This window comes from Nocardioides sp., assembly GCF_964228225.1.
Taxonomy (GTDB): domain Bacteria; phylum Actinomycetota; class Actinomycetes; order Propionibacteriales; family Nocardioidaceae; genus Nocardioides.
This window is the reverse complement of record NZ_CAXQZB010000074.1, coordinates 1-17192: the sequence shown is the minus strand read 5'-3', so window position 1 is coordinate 17192 and position 17192 is coordinate 1. Positions and strand designations below refer to the sequence as shown.

Annotated in this window: 12 protein-coding genes; 7 read left to right on the top strand and 5 right to left on the bottom strand. The window is 73.3% G+C overall.

The window, feature by feature from the left end:
* Positions 1 to 23 precede the first annotated feature (23 nt).
* The 7 genes from ACERUJ_RS17085 to ACERUJ_RS17055 are packed head-to-tail and all read left to right on the top strand — an operon-like array spanning position 24 to position 8939.
* Positions 24 to 2969, top strand: coding sequence for a hypothetical protein (locus tag ACERUJ_RS17085; RefSeq protein WP_370250067.1), 2946 nt, complete (start codon positions 24 to 26; stop codon positions 2967 to 2969).
* Positions 2969 to 3625, top strand: coding sequence for a LysM peptidoglycan-binding domain-containing protein (locus ACERUJ_RS17080; RefSeq protein ID WP_370250065.1), 657 nt, complete (start codon positions 2969 to 2971; stop codon positions 3623 to 3625). The genes ACERUJ_RS17085 and ACERUJ_RS17080 overlap by 1 nt, the downstream gene beginning before the upstream one ends.
* A complete protein-coding gene (locus tag ACERUJ_RS17075; protein WP_370250063.1) occupies positions 3625 to 5406 on the top strand; it encodes a phage baseplate assembly protein V in 1782 nt (593 codons plus the stop codon). Before ACERUJ_RS17080 ends, ACERUJ_RS17075 begins: the two co-directional genes overlap by 1 nt.
* Positions 5406 to 5843, top strand: coding sequence for a GPW/gp25 family protein (locus ACERUJ_RS17070; protein ID WP_370250062.1), 438 nt, complete (start codon positions 5406 to 5408; stop codon positions 5841 to 5843). The genes ACERUJ_RS17075 and ACERUJ_RS17070 overlap by 1 nt, the downstream gene beginning before the upstream one ends.
* Before the next feature lie 8 nt (positions 5844 to 5851).
* On the top strand, positions 5852 to 7804 hold the full coding sequence (locus tag ACERUJ_RS17065) for a putative baseplate assembly protein (protein ID WP_370250061.1): 1953 nt from the start codon (positions 5852 to 5854) through the stop codon (positions 7802 to 7804).
* Positions 7801 to 8382: a phage tail protein gene (locus tag ACERUJ_RS17060; RefSeq protein ID WP_370250059.1), complete on the top strand. Its 582-nt coding sequence runs from the start codon at positions 7801 to 7803 to the stop codon at positions 8380 to 8382. Before ACERUJ_RS17065 ends, ACERUJ_RS17060 begins: the two co-directional genes overlap by 4 nt.
* Positions 8379 to 8939 (top strand): hypothetical protein, encoded by a 561-nt coding sequence (locus ACERUJ_RS17055; RefSeq protein WP_370250058.1) that lies wholly within the window; start codon positions 8379 to 8381, stop codon positions 8937 to 8939. The genes ACERUJ_RS17060 and ACERUJ_RS17055 overlap by 4 nt, the downstream gene beginning before the upstream one ends.
* A 297-nt stretch (positions 8940 to 9236) precedes the next feature.
* Here ACERUJ_RS17055 and ACERUJ_RS17050 read toward each other — a convergent pair whose 3' ends face one another.
* The 5 genes from ACERUJ_RS17050 to ACERUJ_RS17030 all read right to left on the bottom strand — a co-directional run bounded on the left by ACERUJ_RS17050 (position 9237) and on the right by ACERUJ_RS17030 (position 17066).
* Positions 9237 to 10448 carry a DUF222 domain-containing protein gene (locus ACERUJ_RS17050; protein ID WP_370250057.1) on the bottom strand — a complete coding sequence of 404 codons (1212 nt, stop codon included), beginning with the start codon at positions 10446 to 10448 and terminating at the stop codon, positions 9237 to 9239.
* Between the two features lie 103 nt (positions 10449 to 10551).
* The gene (locus ACERUJ_RS17045) at positions 10552 to 11040 is read right to left on the bottom strand and encodes a hypothetical protein (protein WP_370250055.1); all 489 of its coding nucleotides are present in this window, start codon (positions 11038 to 11040) and stop codon (positions 10552 to 10554) included.
* On the bottom strand, positions 11040 to 14246 hold the full coding sequence (locus ACERUJ_RS17040) for a DUF4157 domain-containing protein (RefSeq protein WP_370250054.1): 3207 nt from the start codon (positions 14244 to 14246) through the stop codon (positions 11040 to 11042). The genes ACERUJ_RS17045 and ACERUJ_RS17040 overlap by 1 nt, the downstream gene beginning before the upstream one ends.
* Positions 14239 to 16107 carry an ATP-binding protein gene (locus ACERUJ_RS17035; RefSeq protein WP_370250051.1) on the bottom strand — a complete coding sequence of 623 codons (1869 nt, stop codon included), beginning with the start codon at positions 16105 to 16107 and terminating at the stop codon, positions 14239 to 14241. Before ACERUJ_RS17035 ends, ACERUJ_RS17040 begins: the two co-directional genes overlap by 8 nt.
* Before the next feature lie 119 nt (positions 16108 to 16226).
* The gene (locus ACERUJ_RS17030) at positions 16227 to 17066 is read right to left on the bottom strand and encodes an SDR family oxidoreductase (RefSeq protein WP_370250050.1); all 840 of its coding nucleotides are present in this window, start codon (positions 17064 to 17066) and stop codon (positions 16227 to 16229) included.
* Positions 17067 to 17192: the final 126 nt, after the last annotated feature.

Here is a 17192-nt window from a genome sequence, read left to right as displayed (position 1 = left end):
ACCGGACCCGGCTGGGGCGGGCGGTGGGCGCGCGGCTGCGTCGTCCCGGCCCGCCGCTGGGGCGCCCCCTGCCCACCCGCGTGGGCAGCCTCGCCTCCTCCGTGCAGCGCTTCGCCTCCTCGGTGGGGATGCCGGTGGACGTGCGGGTCGCGATGCGCGGCCCCGGGCTGAGCCACGGCACGCGCCCGCCGCGCTGGTGGGTGCCCGCCGCACCCACCGAGATCGAGCCGGCGACCGGTGCGGTGATCGGCCGGTCGGTCGCGCCCGCCGCGCGCTGGCTCGCGGGCAGTGGCACGGTCAGCGGGCTGCCGGAGCGCGGCCTGCCCCGCGCCGCCCGCGGCGTGCCCGACGAGGACAGCTACAGCCCCGGCGGCATCGTCGGCGGCCTGCGACCCGAGACGGTGCGGGTGCGCCGCCACCCCGAGGTCACCGCCACGGGTCCCATGCTCACCTCCGGCGACCAGCGCCGGCTCAGTGCCTCCACCGTGCGACGGCGCGTGCGCGCGGAGGCCGCGGCCGCGACCGCCGCCGTGCCGGCCCCGACGCCCCGTGACACCCGGACCCCCGGCCGCCCCGCGACGCCGGGCCCGTCCGACGCCTCGGCGCCGCGACCGGCGGGTCCGGCCGGACCCTCCGGACCCTCCGGACCCGCCGCCGTCGCTCCGGGTGGTGCCGACCCGGTGCGACGCACCCCGGCCGGCGCCCCTGCGGTGACGGCCGCCGCGGACACCGCGGTCCCGGTCGTGCCCGCGCCGGCGCCCGTCGCGGACACCGCTTCGACCCCGACCTCGACCCCGGCCGCGGTCGGGGCGGCCGCTCCCGCGTGGCGGGTCGGGGCCACGCCCGAGCGGCTGCGCTCGGCCCTGCAGCGCGGCGCGGCCCCCGGGACCCTCGGGGGAGCCGCCCCGCCCCGCGCCGCCGCGGTGCTGCGCCGCCGTGCGGGCGGCAGCGGCCTGGCCACCGCCCACGCCGCCGGATCGGTGATCGCCGCCGCCTCGGTGGGCCTGATGCAGCGCGCGCCCGGCCTGCCGTCCTCGCCCGCCCCCACGGTGCGGCGTGCCTCGGCCGTGTCGACCTCCGGACAGCCGATCCCGCTCGCCGACGTCGCCCGCGTGCTGCGGGCCGACGCCGCCCCCGGGCCGGTGGCCGCCCCCGTCCCGCCCGTCTCGCCCGCCCCGCCGGCCGCTGCGGCGTCGTCCGAGCCCGCCGCGGTCGCCCGCCGCGCGGTGCCCTCCACCGCGGATCAGTTCGTGCCGGCCGCGACCCCCGCCGCCTCGGGCGCGACTGCCGCTCCTGTGTCGCCCGCCGCGTCCGAGCCGGCCGCGCCGGCCGCGGCGCCCGTGCGGCGCCTGGCCTCCGTGCTCGGACGCTCGGTGCCCACCACCGTCCCGGCGTCCCCGGCCGTCGGGGCCTCCCCGGCGTCCCCGGCACCCGGACCGCCGGTGCCGACCGCCGGTGCCGCGTCGCCGGTCCCGGGTCCCGCCGGGGCCACCCCGGTGCCCGTCACCAGCGTGGGCGTCGGGATGCCCGACCAGTTCGTGCTGCGCCGCACCGCGCGTCACGGCCGGCGACCCGGCGTGGCGATGCCCACCGCCTTCGGCGCCGACGGTCCCATCACCCCCGCCAGCGCCACGCGCGCCGTGTCGCCGCCGGTCGTGCCCGTGACCGCGACGTCGGCCGACCCGGGTCGCTCCGCCCCGGTGCGGCGCTCCCCGACCGCCCGGACCGCGACGGGCCCCGCCCGCGTCGCCGGCTCCACCGTCGGTCGCGCCGCGACGGCCCGCACCGTGGCCGTCCCGGCGGCGCCGGTCCCCGCGGTCGCGCCGCGGCCCGCCGCCACCGCCTCGGACCCGACCCCGTCGGCCCCCGGGCCGACCGCGGCCGCGTCTGCCTCGTCTGCGTCGTCGGACTCGAGTCCCCTCGCTGCGACCGCCACCTCCGCGGACCCCGCCGCCGTTCCGGTGCGTCGCACCCCGTCCGCCAGCGCGGCACGGCTGCCGGTGCTCGGCGACGTCACCACGACGATCGCGACGACGGGGTCGGCGCGTGCCGGCGCCCGACCGGGCGGCCCGGTCCGCTGGCTGCGGCGCCAGCCCGCCGCACGGGCGGGGACCACGCAGTCCGGCCAGGCCCTGACCGACGGCGCGCCGGCGGAGTTCGCGTCCCTCACCGGACCGGTCGCCGCACCCGGCGCGACGTCGCGGACGCCGGGTCCGGTCGGCCCCGGTGACGCCCCGCTGCGGCGTACCCCGCGCGGCCCCGCCCGCGGCGCCCCGGCCGGTCCTGGACGTGCCGGCGCGGCACCCGCCGGTGGTCGGGGCGTGCGACCGCCCGTGCCCGGGGTCGCGCGGGGCGCGGGCCCGGCCGTCCCGCGGGTCGGGGACGGCCTCAGCGCCGCCGCCACCGGCGACGGACCGGCCTCCACCTGGTTGTTGCGCAGCCTGCGGGTCGCCCCGCCGCGCGTCGCGGTGACCCCGCGCGAACCCGCCGTCCCGGCGGTGGCCCAGGACCTCGCCGGTGGCGCGGGTCCGCTCGGCGGCCTGGCCGGGAGCGTGGCCGACGCGATGCTGCGCCGCACGCCCGCCGGCGGTACCGCCGGCACCACCGGCGCCGGTGGCAGCCTGCTCGACCGCAGCGCCGCGCTGTTCGACGCCGCCGGCCCCGGAGCCCCCGCCACCACCGACCCGTTCTCCCCCATCCGCCGTTTCCGCACCAGCGAGGCGCCCATGTCCCCCTCCACACCCCTCTCGCAGAGCTCGCCGCCGCTCGGCCCGCCGCCGCGGGCCACGGACCGGGGCGGGTCCTTCGGGTTGCCGCCCGAGCAGGCGGCGCGCTCCGGGGGCGGCGGATCGGACCTCTCCCGCGCCGACGTCGACCGCATCGTCGACGCCGTCGTCGAGCGGATCGAGCACCGCGTCGTGGAGGAGCTCGAGCGGCGCGGTCGGCGCCACGACTGGAAGGTGTTCTGATGGCCGAGCTCGAGAAGGCCTTCCTCGAGATCGAGGGCGGCGAGCGGATCCCCTGCCTGTACAACCCCGAGACGGTCTCGATGGGCCGCCGCAACTCGTGGGTCTCCACCCCGATGCCGGGCAAGGGCGTGCCGTCGCTGCGCTACGCCGGTGCCAACGGCGGGTGGCTGCGACTGGACCTGGAGTTCGACACCACGGCCCAGGGTGTGAGCGTCACCCGCCACACCGGCCGGCTGCTCGGACTCATGGACATCAAGCCCGACCTCCCCGGCACCGACGCGGGCAGCAACAACGCGCGCCCGCCGACGGTGACGCTGCACTGGGGCGACCTGCACTCGTTCAAGTCCGTGGTCTCCGACCTCCAGGTCTCCTTCACCTACTTCTCCTCCACCGGGGTGCCGTTGCGCGCCACCGTGCGCCTGGAGCTGCAGCAGTACGAGGAGTCGCGCGCGTTCGGCCCGCAGAACCCCACCTCCGGCACGCCGCGGCCGGGCCGCACCCACCGGGTGCAGCCCGGGGAGACCCTGGACCGCATCAGCGCGCGCTACTACGGCGACTCCACCCGCTGGCGCATGCTGGCCGCCGCCAACGCGGTGGAGGACCCCCTCGCGCTGCGTCCCGGCACCGTCCTGTCGGTGCCCCGGTTGGAGTCCTGATGCCGCTCGCCGTCGCGCCGATCCTGACGATCAACGGCACGCTGCTGACCCCGCAGCAGATGGACAAGCTCCGCGGCCTGCGCGTGCACCGCGAGTTCGGTCTCGTGGGCCGCGCGACGCTGCGGTTCCAGGACCCCGACTACGTCCTCGCGCGGTCCACGATGTTCAAGCTGTGGTCGGACGTGCAGGTCACGCTGCCCCCGGCGCCCGGGCAGGCGGGCAACGAGATCGTGTTCAAGGGCGAGATCACCGGGGTCGCCCTCGACGCCGGGGTGTCGGGCATGGGCGGCGAGGTCGTGGTCACCGCCGACGACTTCTCCCACCGGCTCACCCGCGGCACGGTGCAGGAGACGTCGCTGGACAAGAAGGTCACCGACGTCGTCTCCGTGCTCACCGCCCAGGCGGGGATGACCAACGACGTCACGGTCATCTCCGACCAGGTCCACCCCTACCTGCTGACCACCGGCAGCGCGATGGACGTGCTCAACGACCTGATGCGACGGGCCAACGGCCGCTGGATCTGCCGGCCCGACAGCCACACGATGACGGTGCGCGCCGCCGACGCCCCGGGCCGGTCCGGACCCACGCTGACGATGGGCGAGCAGCTGCAGCGCTTCTCCGTGCGCTTCAGCGCCCTCGGCCTGCCGAAGTCGGTCGTCGCCACGGGCTGGGACGTCCAGCAGACCCAGCCCATCGAGGCCACGTCCACCCCGCCCCAGGCGCTGCACAAGTCCGACTTCCTCCCGCCGCCCTCGAAGCTCGGCGCGCAGGGTGAGGTCGTCACGCTCAACGGCACCAACCCCACCGCGATCGTCGAGGCGCGCGCGCTGGCCTCCGCGCGGCTCACCGAGGGGGTCGCCGGTGCCGTCACCGCGCGCGGGGCGCTCGCGACGGGCGACGGACGGATCGACCCCGGGGTCACGGTCACGGTGCAGGGCGCGGGACCCTCCTCGGGCACCTACCTCGTCACCGCCGTGGAGCACCTCTTCGACGCCGACGGCCTGCGCACCCAGTTCACCGCCGGCTCCCACCGGCCGGCCTCGATGGTCGACCTCCTGCACCGTCCCTCCGACGACGCCGGCCTGACCCGCGACCGGCTCGTCGTCGGCGTCGTCACCAACAACCAGGACGAGAAGAACCTGGGCCGGGTCAAGGTGAAGTACGTGGTCTCGGGCCAGGGCGGTGCCATGGAGTCGGAGTGGGCCCGGATCGTGACGCCCGACGCCGGCGCGAGCCGCGGCTTCGTGTTCCTGCCCGAGGTCAACGACGAGGTGCTGGTCGGCTTCGAGCACGGCGACACCCGTCGTCCGATCGTGCTCGGCAGCATCTTCAGCGCCAAGGTCGGGCTGCCGAGCAAGGACAAGAGCAACGTCAAGAACGGCCGGGTCGAGCAGCGGCGCATCACCTCCCGCTCGGGCCACATGATCGAGTTCGACGACACCGCGCGCGCCGAGCAGGTCCTGCTGCTGCACAAGGCCGGCCCGCAGGTGCTGATCCAGGAGCGGTTGATCGAGGTCAAGGGGACCGACGTACCCATCCGGCTCACCAACGGGCGGGCCACGGTGGAGCTGAAGCCCAACGGCGACGTCGTGATCGAGTGCCTGAACCTGAAGATCAACGCCCAGATGAACGTCGAGGTGAAGGGCACCCAGATCACCGCCAAGGCCAACGCGGCGGCGGTCGTGGAGGGGGCGGCGAGCGCGACCCTCAAGGGCGCCAACGTCGCCGTCGAGGGCCAGGCGGTCGCGCAGATCAAGGCCGGGATCGTGAAGGTGAACTGATGACCGTCTCCCGAGGACACGACCACCCCGCCGAGGACGACGGCGCCTTCGTCGGCCGCGGCTTCTCCTGGCCGCTGGAGGTCGACCACACCGGCTCGATCCGGCTCACCGACGGCGTGCCCGACCTCGACGCCGCCATCCGGATCGTGCTGTCGACCTCGCCGGGGGAGCGGGTGATGCGCCCCCAGTTCGGCTGCCGCATCTGGGACCTGCTCTTCGAGCCGGTCACGGGCAACCTGCTGGGCCTGATCAACGAGGCCGTCCGCGACGCGCTCGCCCAGTGGGAGCCGCGGATCGCGGTCGAGCAGGTGTACTCCGAGCCCGACCCGCACGACCACTCCCGCGTCGCGGTGCACATCGACTACCGGGTGCGGGTCACCAACGACCGCCGCAACCTGGTGTTCCCCTTCTACGTCATCCCCCACGACGCCGAGTAAGGACGCTCATGCCGCTCCCCACCCCGAACCTGGACGACCGCACCTTCCAGGACATCGTCGACGAGGCCAAGCGACTCATCCCGCAGTACTGCCCCGAGTGGACCAACCACAACGTCTCCGACCCCGGCGTCGCGCTCATCGAGCTCTTCGCCTGGATGAGCGAGATGGTGCTCTACCGGGTCAACCAGGTGCCGGAGCGGCTCTACACCCACTTCCTCAACCTGGTCGGCATCGAGCCGTTCGCGCCCACGGTCGCGCGCACCGACCTCACCTTCTGGCTCTCGGCGATCCTGGACGCCCCCGTCGTCGTGCCCGCGGGCACGGAGGTCACCACCCCCGCCAGCGTCGGCGCCGGCGACGACGCCATCGTGTTCAGCACGGTGCGCGACCTCGTGATCGCCCCGCCCCGGCTCGCCGCCGCCCAGACGACCAGCGGCGGGGGGTCCCGCGTCGTCGACGTGTGGGACGACCTGCGCTTCGCCCCCGACGGCGTGGCCTGCTTCGCCTCCGCCGACCTCACCCCCGGCGACGCGTTCTGCCTGGGGTTCCGCGACTCCCTGGCCGGCCAGGCCCTGCGGATCGACGTCGAGGCGCGCGCCGAGGGCATCGGCGTCGACCCGACCGACCCGCCGCTGGTGTGGGAGGTGTGGAACGGCGAGGGCTGGCTGGGCTGCCGCGTGTACGAGGACACCACCGGCGGCCTGAACCGCGCGGGCTCGGTCGTGCTGCTCGTGCCGGTGGAGCACGAGCCGCTGAGCATCGGCAACGTCGTGGCCTACTGGCTGCGCGCGCGGCTGCTGGCCCCCGCGCCCGGGCGGCCGCAGTACCAGGCCTCGCCGCGGGTGCGCGGCCTCGAGGTCTCCGCGCTGGGCGGCACCGTGGGCGCCGAGCACGCCGAGCGGCTGCCGGGGGAGCAGATCGGGCGCAGCGACGGCACGCCGGGCCAGACCTTCTCCGTGGGCCGTGCGCCGGTGCTGCCGCGCACCGAGGAGGAGTACGTCGAGGTCGTGGACGGCGACGGCACGGTGGTGTGGACCGAGGTCGACGACTTCTCCGCCTCCGGGCCGGGCGACCGGCACATCGTGTGGGACGACGCCACGGGCGTGGTGCACTTCGGCCCGCGGGTGCGCTACCCCGACGGCAGCACCCGCCAGCACGGCGCGATCCCGCGCGACGGCGCCGTCGTGCGCGTCAGCGGCTACCGCTCCGGCGGCGGGGCCCACGGCAACGTCGGGTCGAGCACGCTGACCCGGCTGCGCAGCTCGGTGGCGTTCGTGAACAACGTCGTGAACCTGGCCCCGGCCACCGGCGGCGTCGACGCCGAGACGGTGGCGGAGGCGAAGGTGCGCGGGCCGCTCACCCTGCGCACCGGCCAGCGTGCGGTGACCGCCGGCGACTACGAGCGGCTCACGCGCGAGGCCTCGCACGAGGTGGCGCGGGCCCGCTGCCTCGACGCCGGGCGCGGCAACGGGGCGGTGCGGCTGCTGCTCGTGCCGCAGGTCGTCGGCGCGCCCACCGCCCACACCATCGACGACTTCGCCATCTCGCCGACCCTGATGCAGACCGTCACCGAGTACCTCGACGAGCGCCGGGTGATCGGCACCGCGGTGGAGGTCTCCACGCCGTACTACCAGGGCGTCTCGGTGGTCGCGCTCGTGCACGCGGCGCCGGGCCGTCCCGACGCGCTCGTGCGCCAGCAGGTGACCGAGGCGCTGAGCCGGTTCATCCACCCGCTCACCGGCGGCGTCGACGGCACGGGCTGGGCCTTCGCCCAGGACCTCAACGCCGCCGCGGTGACGCAGCTGCTGGAGGCCATCGACGGCGTCGACCGGGTGGAGGAGGCGCTGCTGTTCGAGTACGACCTGCGCACCGGCGCCCGGCTGGGGTCGGCCAAGGAGGTCATCCGTCTGGAGCCGCAGTCGCTGTTCCTGTCCGGGCGGCACCAGGTGGTCGTGCGGTGAGCATCGTCCCCTCGGTGTCCACCGTGCCCTCGCCGCGGCAACGACCGCGGCGCGACCCGGACTGGATGCTCAACCAGCTGCCGGTCTCCGCGGTCTCCCACGACTTCTTCGCCCGGTTCGTGCGCATCTTCCAGACCCTCGGCGACCGGCTGCTCGAGGACGCCGACGGCATCGAGCACCTGCTCGACGTCACCGTGACCCCGCCCGAGATGGTGCGCTGGCTCGCAGGCTGGATCGGTGTGCACGTGGTGGACGACTCCCAGCCCGAGGAACTGCAGCGGCGCATCGTCGCGGTCGCCGGCCGCACCCTGGCCTGGCGCGGCACCGCCCGCGGACTGCGGGAGTTCCTCACCCTCGTCAGCGGCGGGCCGGTGGACGTCGAGGAGGGCGGCGGCATCTGGCGCTCCGGCGAGGCGCCGGCCGACACCGCCTGGGTGCGGATGATCGTGCGCCAGACCGGCGTCCTGGAGGAGGCCGAGTTCATCGACGTCGTGCGCGACGAGATCCCGGCGCACGTGCGTGCGGAGTTGTCTGTCGGCGACCGGTTGATCTGGTCCAGCCAGGAGGGCGTGGCATGAGCGAGACCCCCGAGAACGCCGGGACCACCGACCTGACCGGTGGCCTGACCGGTGGCCCCGAGACCGCCGACGCGACGGTCGTCCTGGGCAAGCACCAGGCCCCCGTCGTCGCGGGTGGCACGGGCGCGCGGCCGCGGCTGGCCTGCCCGGAGTGCGGCACCGAGGCGGAGGTGTCGCTCACCCGCCGCGACGCCGTCGACTTCTGCCGCCAGTGCGACTTCCCGCTGTTCTGGACCCCCACCCAGATCCGGCTCGACGACACCCGCCGCACCGCCGAGGAGTCACTGCGGCGACTGCCCGGCACCGCCGGCCGGGTCACCGTCGGGTCGGTGCCGTGCCCGCACTGCCAGGAGGCCAACGGACTCGCTGCGGTGACCTGCATCCGGTGCGGCCTGCCGATGGTCGTCACCCCCGTCGCGCCCCCGCCCGTGCCGGTCGCGGCCCCTGCCCCGGTCGTGGTGCCGCAGCCCCGCACGCCGTGGTGGGTGTGGCTCGTCGGCCTGCTCACCCTCGCCCTCTTCGTCACCGTCCTCGTCGTCCTCATCACCGACCCCTGAGGCGCCACCCTCGTCGAGGAGGGGCCCGTCCGGTGACGGTCGTTGGTCGGGTGCGGGCGCCTCGTGACGCTCGCTTCGCTCGCTCCTCGACGACCGTGGGTGGTCACGTTCGTCGAGGAGGCGCGCCAGCGCCGTCACGAGACGGCGCGGCCGGTCTGCGGGTGCGCGCGTCTCGAGACGCAGCGAGATGAGGGGCGGCGTGGGGACAGGCCGGTCTGTCAGGTGCGCGCGTCTCGAGACGCTCGCTCCTCGACGACGGTGGGTGGTCACGTTCGTCGAGGAGGCGCGCCAGCGCCGTCACGAGACGCCGCGAGGTGGGTCGGTGCCCCGGTCCCGTTGTCGTTCGCGGTGGTGCTTCGGGCACCGTGGCTTGCCGGTGAGGTCGGTGCCTCCGCCGGATTCCCAGGGTGGGTCGTGGTCGATCTCGCAGTGACTGGCGGACACGTCGCAGCCGGGGTGGACGCAGGTGGGGTGCATGGTGGCGATGGCCAGGCGCTGGGCTCTGGTGTGGAACCTGCGGGTGTGTCCCCAGTCCAGCACCATGCCGGTGCCGTCGAGCACGGCGGGGATGATCCCGGCCCTCGCGGCGAGCCTGCGGGCGGCAGTCGCGCTGATCTTCTCCCCGGTGTCCAGGAGCCCGGCCTGCTGCAGTTGCTGGGTGAGGTTCTCGATCGTCATCGTGACCACGACGGTGGCGCCGCACCCGGCGCGGTCGGGGAGGTCGGTGTCCTGGATGCGTTCGATCAGGTCGCAGAACGCCTGGCCCCACCGGGCCGGGGTCCTCAGCGTGGGGTCGTAAGACCCAGCACCCTCCGCGGCTCGCTTCGCCTTGGGGGCGCCGATCGCGACCAGCATCTTGCGCAGCATCGCGCCGTGCAGCACCGGGACCCGGAACCAGCCCTCCATCGTGCCGTCGTCGTGCTCGACCATCGAGAACCGCACCCGCTGCGCCGCACGCGCCTCCTGCCGCTCGAGAGCCGCGGACTCGCGTGCATCCGCCGCGACCGGGTCCAGGACCTCCCAGATCCGGCGCCCCAGGACCCGCAGGTCCTTCGCGTGATGCGTCGTGGCCTCGGACAGCAGGTACGTCGACGCCCGATCGCGGTCCTCCTCCGGCACCTCGGCGACCGCGTCCACGATCACCTTCACCTGCGCGGGGTTGATCGCGGCGCTCGCCAACGCCGAGGCGACGTCAGGCCGGCCGTCCAGCGCGAGGGCCTCCCGCATCGCCGCGCGCCCTTGCGCGACCGTCGTGCGCGTCGCACGGGCGTGCCACACCGCCACCGACTCCGCCCCCGTGTCCTGGTGCGCTCCGGTGGCCTCGGCATGCACCAGCACCTGGGCCTTCAACGCCGCGGTGACGGCCTCCAGCTCGGCCAACTCCCGCAGCACCGTCAGGCTCTCAACCGCCCCGAGCCGCCACACCTCCCCACCCGCCGCCGCGCCCAGCGCGGTGCGGGCGGCGTGCGTCAACGCCGCGACGCTCGCCTCCGGGGTGGCCATCTCCATGTGAGGAGTCAACACCAGAGCACCGACAGTCCCGACCGTTCACGGTCGCGACTGTGGAGAACATGCCCCGGTCAGGTGGCTGAGTGGGCGAGCGGACGCAGGCTCAGTCCTCGCCCTCGATGTCCGCGAGGATCTCGGTGACCGGGCGGTCACCCATCACCGTGGTCACCAGGCCGGTGAGGTAGGAGTTCATCACGCTCACGTTCGCCGCCGAGAGGTCCAGGACGAAGGCCTCGAGGACCTCGTCGGTGACGATCTCGGGGGGCAGCGTCGTGAACTCCATGCCGCTGCGCAGTCGCACCTCCCCGTCGTCCCGGTCGAACTCGAAGGTCGAGGAGATCAGCCCGTAGTTGGCGCGGTCCACGAACTCCGCCATCCGGGCGATCGCCTCCGCGTCGGCGAGATCGACGGTCACCGGCGCCACGGAGTAGAACGCGAAGAGTCCGGTGTCGTCGGTGATGACCAGCGCGCTCCAGGCCCCGTCCTCCCCCTCGACGTCGACGAAGAACCCGTCCTCGCCCTCCATCGCACTGATCGGCCACCCGCCGCCCTCGTACACGCGGCGGGCTGCCTCGAAGAGTCGTCCACCCATCAGATCTGCAGCTCCTTGGCCTTCTCCTGCTTCGCCTTCGCCTCGCGCTTGCGTCGATCGATCTCCGCGTGGAGCACGATGACCTTGAGCCGCTCGATCTGGTCCTCCGAGTTCGGGTTCACCAGCGACGCGCCCTTCAGGATCAGCTCGTCATCGCTCATCTGGAGCAGGTCGAGGCGGAACGACTCCACGGGCAGCTCGGGGCCGGAGACGTCACGGGGGCGCCGCTTCTTGAGCCCGGCCTGGGACCAATACTCCTCCCGGTCGGTGAGGACGATCGGCTTGGAGTCGTCCATCCGCGCATCCTGGTCCTGCTTGCGTGCGGACTTGTCGTGACTGCTGCGCGGCAGCTCCTTCTCGACGTAGTTGGGGTCGAGCTTCTTCTTCTGCTCGTTCTCGGCCTGGATGCGCAGTCGCGTCTTCTGCAGGGACTTCTCGTTGTTCGCCGTCCCGCGCAGTGCATAGAACAGGCGGGACCCGCCCCCGCGATCACTGCGGCCGTTGTGGGACGTCTCGTTCTTGCTGTCGCGGATCAATCCGGCGTTGGCCCAGTTGTCCTTCATGCTCTTGCGCAGCGACTTGAGCTTCACGGCGTTCTTGAACTTCTCCCACCTCGTCACCGGGTCGGGAAGTCCGCCCGGCGGGTCGGGCGGTCCGAGAACGGCCTCCTTGACCGAGGCCACGCCGTCGCTGACCTTCTTCCCCACGGTCCGCGGGTTCCCCGAGGCCTTGAGCTCGTCGAGGATCTTGTCGCGCAGTTCGTCGAACCACATCGACTCGATCTCCTTCTCGGTGACGCCGTAGCTCATCAGCGTGAAGATGGCGTTGCGGTCCTTCCGCTTCTTCGCCGCCACGATCATCACGTCGACCGCCGAGCCGATGTCGTACTTGAGGACGTCGCGCGACGCCCCCTCCTCGTGCTTGCGGTCGAAGCCCTTCAGTGCGGTGGACGCCTTCGATTCCGACCACGTGTCGTAGGCGGTGTGGCCGATCTTGTGCAGCACGTCGACGACCGTGACGATCAGCTTGGCGGTCGCCGGGAACCCGAGGCCGCCCGCGGTGCACACCTCGACGATGCTGAAGCCGAGGTTCGTGCAGTTCTTCACGACCGCCGCGATCTCCTTCTCCATCAGCTGGAGGTTGCGGCTGGTCAGGCGCGCGTAGCCGGCGGCCAGGGGCTGCTTGTTCTCGTAGATGGCCTGCTCGCCGGCCATCGAGGTGCTGGTGTGTCGTTCGACGAGCGGCACGAGGTCGAGGGTGCTCGAGATGACCCCCAGGCTCGAGGTCACCACGCTCACGATCGGGATCCCCAGGCCCAGCTGGTTGATGACCTGCTGGTTGCCGGACTCGAACGCCTTAACGCCGGTCTCGCTGATCTTCATCGCCGAGCGGGTGGCGGAGGCGGCGATCTGGAAGATGTCCACGAACTCGCGCAGCGCCTTGAGCTTGGCGCCGGGGTCGGCGGTGCCGCGGTTGATCTCGCGCACCGAGGCGATGAAGGTCATGATCGCCTGGGCCAGGTCGAGCAGCGATCCGACGACCGCCAGGCTCGAGGTGGTCATGTCGCTGATCGTGAGCCCGGTGTCGTTCTTGTCGACGTTCGAGATGTGGGGGATCGCCTTGCCGATGCCCTTGCCCAGGCTGCCGGTGATGGAGTGGGCCATCTCGGCGTAGCGGACGTTGGTGATCTGCTCCAGCAGCAGCTCGTCGTCGCCGTACTTCTCGTAGTTCACGTCGTCGGCGCACTTCTTCAGCAGCACCGCGCGCTCGTTCAAGGACAGTTCCTTGCCCTGCTTGACGGCCTCTTCGACCTTCTTCTGGTACTTCTCCTGCGTCTGGCGGCTGAGCTTGGTCTCCAGGTCCTCACGCAGCTCGGGGAACTCGTTCGGCTTGGCGTTCTTGATGATCGACATGTTGTCGCGGCCCCGGGAGTCCTCGGCCCGCACCCGCTGGCGTGCGAGCGCGCGCTCCTTGTAGACCTTCGCCATCGCCTTGTCGGGGGTGATGTGCGAGCCGAGGGACTGCTCGTGGTTCTCCATGTACGCGTTGTAGGCGTCGGTCTGGTCCTTCAGGTGCTCCTGTCGGAACTCCCGCACCTCGTTGAGGGCCTTGTCGAACTCGTCGTAGCGGTTGGGCCGCAGGGCGCGGACGTCGTCCCCGGCGGACTCCCAGACCGATTCGATCTCGGCGTCGGTCTCGCGTCGGACCTGATCGAGGTCGACCGGCTTCCCGGTCTTCTCGTGCTGCGCCTTGATCCGCTCGTAGATCATCGTCTCCTGGATCAGGACGTCCTGGAACCGCTTGGTGAGGGTGGTGAGATCGAACAGCGGCTGGTTCTTCTGGCTCTCCGGGCGCAGCTCGTACTTCGTCTTGATCTTCTTGTCCAGCGCCTTCTTGTTCTTGTTGACCTTCTGCGACTTCGAGCGGACCTCCTTGTCGGTCTCCTTGGCAGAGGTCTTGTTCTGCTTGATGACCTTGGTGCGCTCCTCGCGACGACGCGTCTCCTCCTCCTGGCGCGCCTTCTCCTTCTTCTTCTCCTCCGCCTTGCGGTCCTCCTCCTCCTTCTTCTGCTGGGCCTTCTGCTCCTTCTTCAGCTTCTCGGCCTGCTTCTCCTCCTCGGTCTTCTTCTTCCAGAAGCGGCCCACCTGGTCACCCCCCTGCAGGACGTGACCCAGCTCGTGCGCCAGCACCCGCTGGCCGCGGGCGGAGGAGGGGTCGTAGGCGCCGGAGGAGAAGAAGATGTCGTTGCCGGTGGTGAAGGCCTCGGCGGAGATGGAGCGGGAGAGCCGGTCGGCCTGGCCGCCGCGGTGCACGCGCACCCGGCCCAGGTCGGTGCCGAAGGCGGCCTCCATCGTGGTGCGGACGTCGCCGCTGAGCCGCTCGCCGCCGCCCTTCATGCGGCGGATCTGGTCGCTGGTGTCGGAGTCGAGCGCGCCGCCGGCGGCCCCGATGACGCCGGACCCGGTGGCGCTGTCGGTGCCCGCCGGGCTGCGCCCGATCGAGCAGGCCGCCGTGTGGACGTGCGGTTCGGGCGCCTGCGCGCGGTCGCCGGGCTGCAGCCCGGCGAGCCAGGACAGGGCGGCGTCGGCGCGCTGGTCGGCGTCGCGCTCGGCGTGGTCGTTCACCGCCCCGACCGTGAGGGTGCCCGCCTTCTGCGGAGCCTCCTTCTCAGCCGTCTGGGGAGAGTGGTCGGGCTGGCTAGACATGGAGATCCTCCGGGTTCAGGACACGTCCGAGTTTCTGGTACTCACTCGCCAGGGCGGCGAGCAGATGGCTCATGGAGAGGGGGGCGGCCTCGTCGGCGGCCCGGAACATGCCGCTCACGACGGCGTTGCGGATGATGCCGCCCGGCACCTCGAAGCGCTGGGCGAGCCGGTCGACGTCGATCTCGCCGAGGGGGACATCGCCGTCGCGCAGGTGGTGGTCCCAGATCGCGCGCCGCTCCTCCACGCCGGGCACCTGGAAGGGCACGACCTCGTGGATGCGGCGCAGGAACGCGTCGTCGATGTTCTTGGGCAGGTTGGTGGCCAGGATCACGACGCCGTCGTAGCGCTCGAGGCGCTGCAGCAGGTAGGAGACCTCGAGGTTGGCGTAGCGGTCGCGGCCGTCCTTGACCTCCGCGCGCTTGCCGAACAGCGAGTCGGCCTCGTCGAAGAACAGCACCGCGCTGCCGGCCGAGGCGGCGGCGAAGAGCTTGTCGAGGTTCTGCTCGGTCTCGCCGATGTACTTGCTCACGACCTGGGAGAGGTCGACCTTGTAGAGGTCCAGGCCCAGGGAGTGCGCGATCACCTCGGCGGCCAGGGACTTGCCGGTGCCCGAGGGGCCCGAGAACATCGCGACGATGCCGCGGCCGGAGGCGGAGGTGACGCCCCAGTCGTCGTAGACGGTGCGGGCGTGCCGGAAGCGGGCCACGATCGTGCGCAGCTGCTCGGCGCGCGACCCGCTCACCACGAGGTCGTCCCACGACTTGCGTGGCCGGATGCGCTGGGCCAGCCGTCCCATCGGCCCGGCGAGCAGGCGCCGCACCGCGGCGTCGAGGTCGTCGCCCACCGCGGGAAGCGCCTCGCGCACCTGCTCGAACTGGCGGGCGGTGAGGCGGTGGGTGTGGGGCCGCTCGGGGCCGAACACCGCCGCCCACTCCTCGGCGGTGACCACGCGGTCGTCGGCCACGAGCTCGCTGCGCGGGCGGTCGGGCAGGTCGCTCAGGGCCAGGGAGTCCTCGCTGGAGAGCACCCAGGTGAGGTGCCGCGCGCGCTCGAGCCAGCGGCGGCCGTCGGGAGCGAGGTCGCCGGTGAGCTCGACGAGCAGGGCGCTGCCGGTGATCGTGGCCTCGCGCACCGCGGCCGCCCACTCCTCCGGCGTCGCGGGGGCGGGGACGACGAGGTAGACCTCCGCGCCGACCCGTTCGACCGCGTGCTGACGACGTCGCACCGGGTCGGGGCCGGTGACGAGCACGAGGCTCTCCAGCACGGGGGTGTCCGGGTCGGGCGGCGGGCCCTCCATCATCCAGCTGCCCAGCGGCAGCTCGGGGTCCGGGGACTGGTCGCCCGCGATCGCCCACATCGCGCTCGGAGCGAGCGCGACCTCGGTGCCCGACCACGGGCCGTGCGGCACCAGGGTGATGAGCGCGCTGCGCTGGAGCGCCGAGCCCGGCCCGGTGGCGCCGGCGCAGAGTCCCACGCCGCCGATCAGCCGCGCGATCGCGCCGAGGGTGAGGTGGCCGCCCCGCCCGCTGGCGGTCAGCTGTGCCACCCGGGCGGTGCGGACCAGGTCGGACTCGCAGGCCACGAGCAGCGCCAGCACCTCGCGACCGTGGTCGTCCAGCTCGGCGTTGGCGCACACGGCGGCGAACGCCGTCGGCTCGTCGTCGTGGGCGAGGTCCGCGCGCGCCCGCGCCATCGCGGCCTGCGCGCGCGCGAGCGATTCGGGCTCGACCGCGACGGGCGGGCGCACGTCGCCGGCGGCCCCGAGGGCGCGCTCGGGGGCGCCGAGGAGGGCGAGGTCGAGGGCGGCGTCGGCGAACCGGACGTGCGCGGGTAGCGCGGTGTCCGACGTGAGTGCCTGCATACCCGTCCCCGTACTGAGCGATGGTCGCCCTCAGGGTGGCGGCTCCGGGCCCGCGGCGCAATGGCCCAGGTGAGCCGTTCTCGCTGCTCAGGACCCGGATTGGGGCCTGGAACGGCCCGTCAGACGGTGATCGGGCCGACCTCCCAGCCCTCGGGGCTCAGCGGGTGCAGGATCGCGTCGGTGCCGCCGTCGATGAACAGGCAGGCGCCGACGATCAGCGACGCCGCGGGCGAGAGGAGGAACGCGATCGGCGCGGCGATCTCCTCGGGCCGTCCGTCGCGGCCCAGGGCGCTGGGGTAGTCCTTCGACAGCGGCCCGAACACGGGGTCGGCGGCGAGTCGCTCGGTCATCGGGGTGGCGATCTTCCCGGGCGCCACGCTGTTCACGCGGATCCCCGTGCCCGCCCAGTCCGGGCCGATGCCGTCGCGGCGCGCCCACCACGCCAGGGCGGCCTTCGTGCCGGGGTAGACCATCACCGACTCCACGGAGTCGCCGACCGCGATCGCCGCGGCCTCGTCCTCGCGCAGACAGGCCGCGGCCACCTCGGCGGTCCAGCCCGGCATGCCGGTGATGGAGTTGGAGGCGAGCAGCACCACCGCGGCGTCGCCGTCGCGCTCCGCCGCCGCCGCGAGCTGCGGTCGCAGTCCCCGGACGAGCGCGAGGGCGCCGAAGTAGTTCACCCGCACCAGCAGGTCGCTCGGCACGCCCGTCAGGCCCGCGACCCCGGCCGCCGGCACGATGCCGTGCACCACCGGAGCCCGCTCGGCCACCGCCGCCACCGCCGCGGCCCGCCCCGCGGGCGTGCCGAGGTCGGCCGCGACGTCGATCGGTCCCGCCGGCCCCTCGGGGTGCAGGTCCACCGTGATCACCTCGTGGCCCTGGTTGCGCAGCAGCGTCGTCGTCGCCGCCCCGATGCCGCTCGCCGCGCCGCTCACCACGTAGGTCCGGGAGTCCGTCATGCGCGCAGACTAGAACGTGTTCTCGGAAATCGGGTGGTGGACGGTCGGGAGATCGGAAGAGCGTCGTGTAGGGAAAGAGTGTTAATGGTCGTGTAGATCTCGGTGGTCGCCGTATCATGAAAAGGG

Coding starts and splice junctions, on each gene's coding strand:
- ACERUJ_RS17080 (WP_370250065.1), top strand. CDS start 2,969: ATGGCCGAGCTCGAGAAGGCCTTCCTCGAGATCGAGGGCGGCGAGCGG.
- ACERUJ_RS17075 (WP_370250063.1), top strand. CDS start 3,625: ATGCCGCTCGCCGTCGCGCCGATCCTGACGATCAACGGCACGCTGCTG.
- ACERUJ_RS17070 (WP_370250062.1), top strand. CDS start 5,406: ATGACCGTCTCCCGAGGACACGACCACCCCGCCGAGGACGACGGCGCC.
- ACERUJ_RS17065 (WP_370250061.1), top strand. CDS start 5,852: ATGCCGCTCCCCACCCCGAACCTGGACGACCGCACCTTCCAGGACATC.
- ACERUJ_RS17055 (WP_370250058.1), top strand. CDS start 8,379: ATGAGCGAGACCCCCGAGAACGCCGGGACCACCGACCTGACCGGTGGC.
- ACERUJ_RS17050 (WP_370250057.1), bottom strand. CDS start 10,448: ATGGAGATGGCCACCCCGGAGGCGAGCGTCGCGGCGTTGACGCACGCC.
- ACERUJ_RS17045 (WP_370250055.1), bottom strand. CDS start 11,040: ATGGGTGGACGACTCTTCGAGGCAGCCCGCCGCGTGTACGAGGGCGGC.
- ACERUJ_RS17040 (WP_370250054.1), bottom strand. CDS start 14,246: ATGTCTAGCCAGCCCGACCACTCTCCCCAGACGGCTGAGAAGGAGGCT.
- ACERUJ_RS17035 (WP_370250051.1), bottom strand. CDS start 16,107: ATGCAGGCACTCACGTCGGACACCGCGCTACCCGCGCACGTCCGGTTC.
- ACERUJ_RS17030 (WP_370250050.1), bottom strand. CDS start 17,066: ATGACGGACTCCCGGACCTACGTGGTGAGCGGCGCGGCGAGCGGCATC.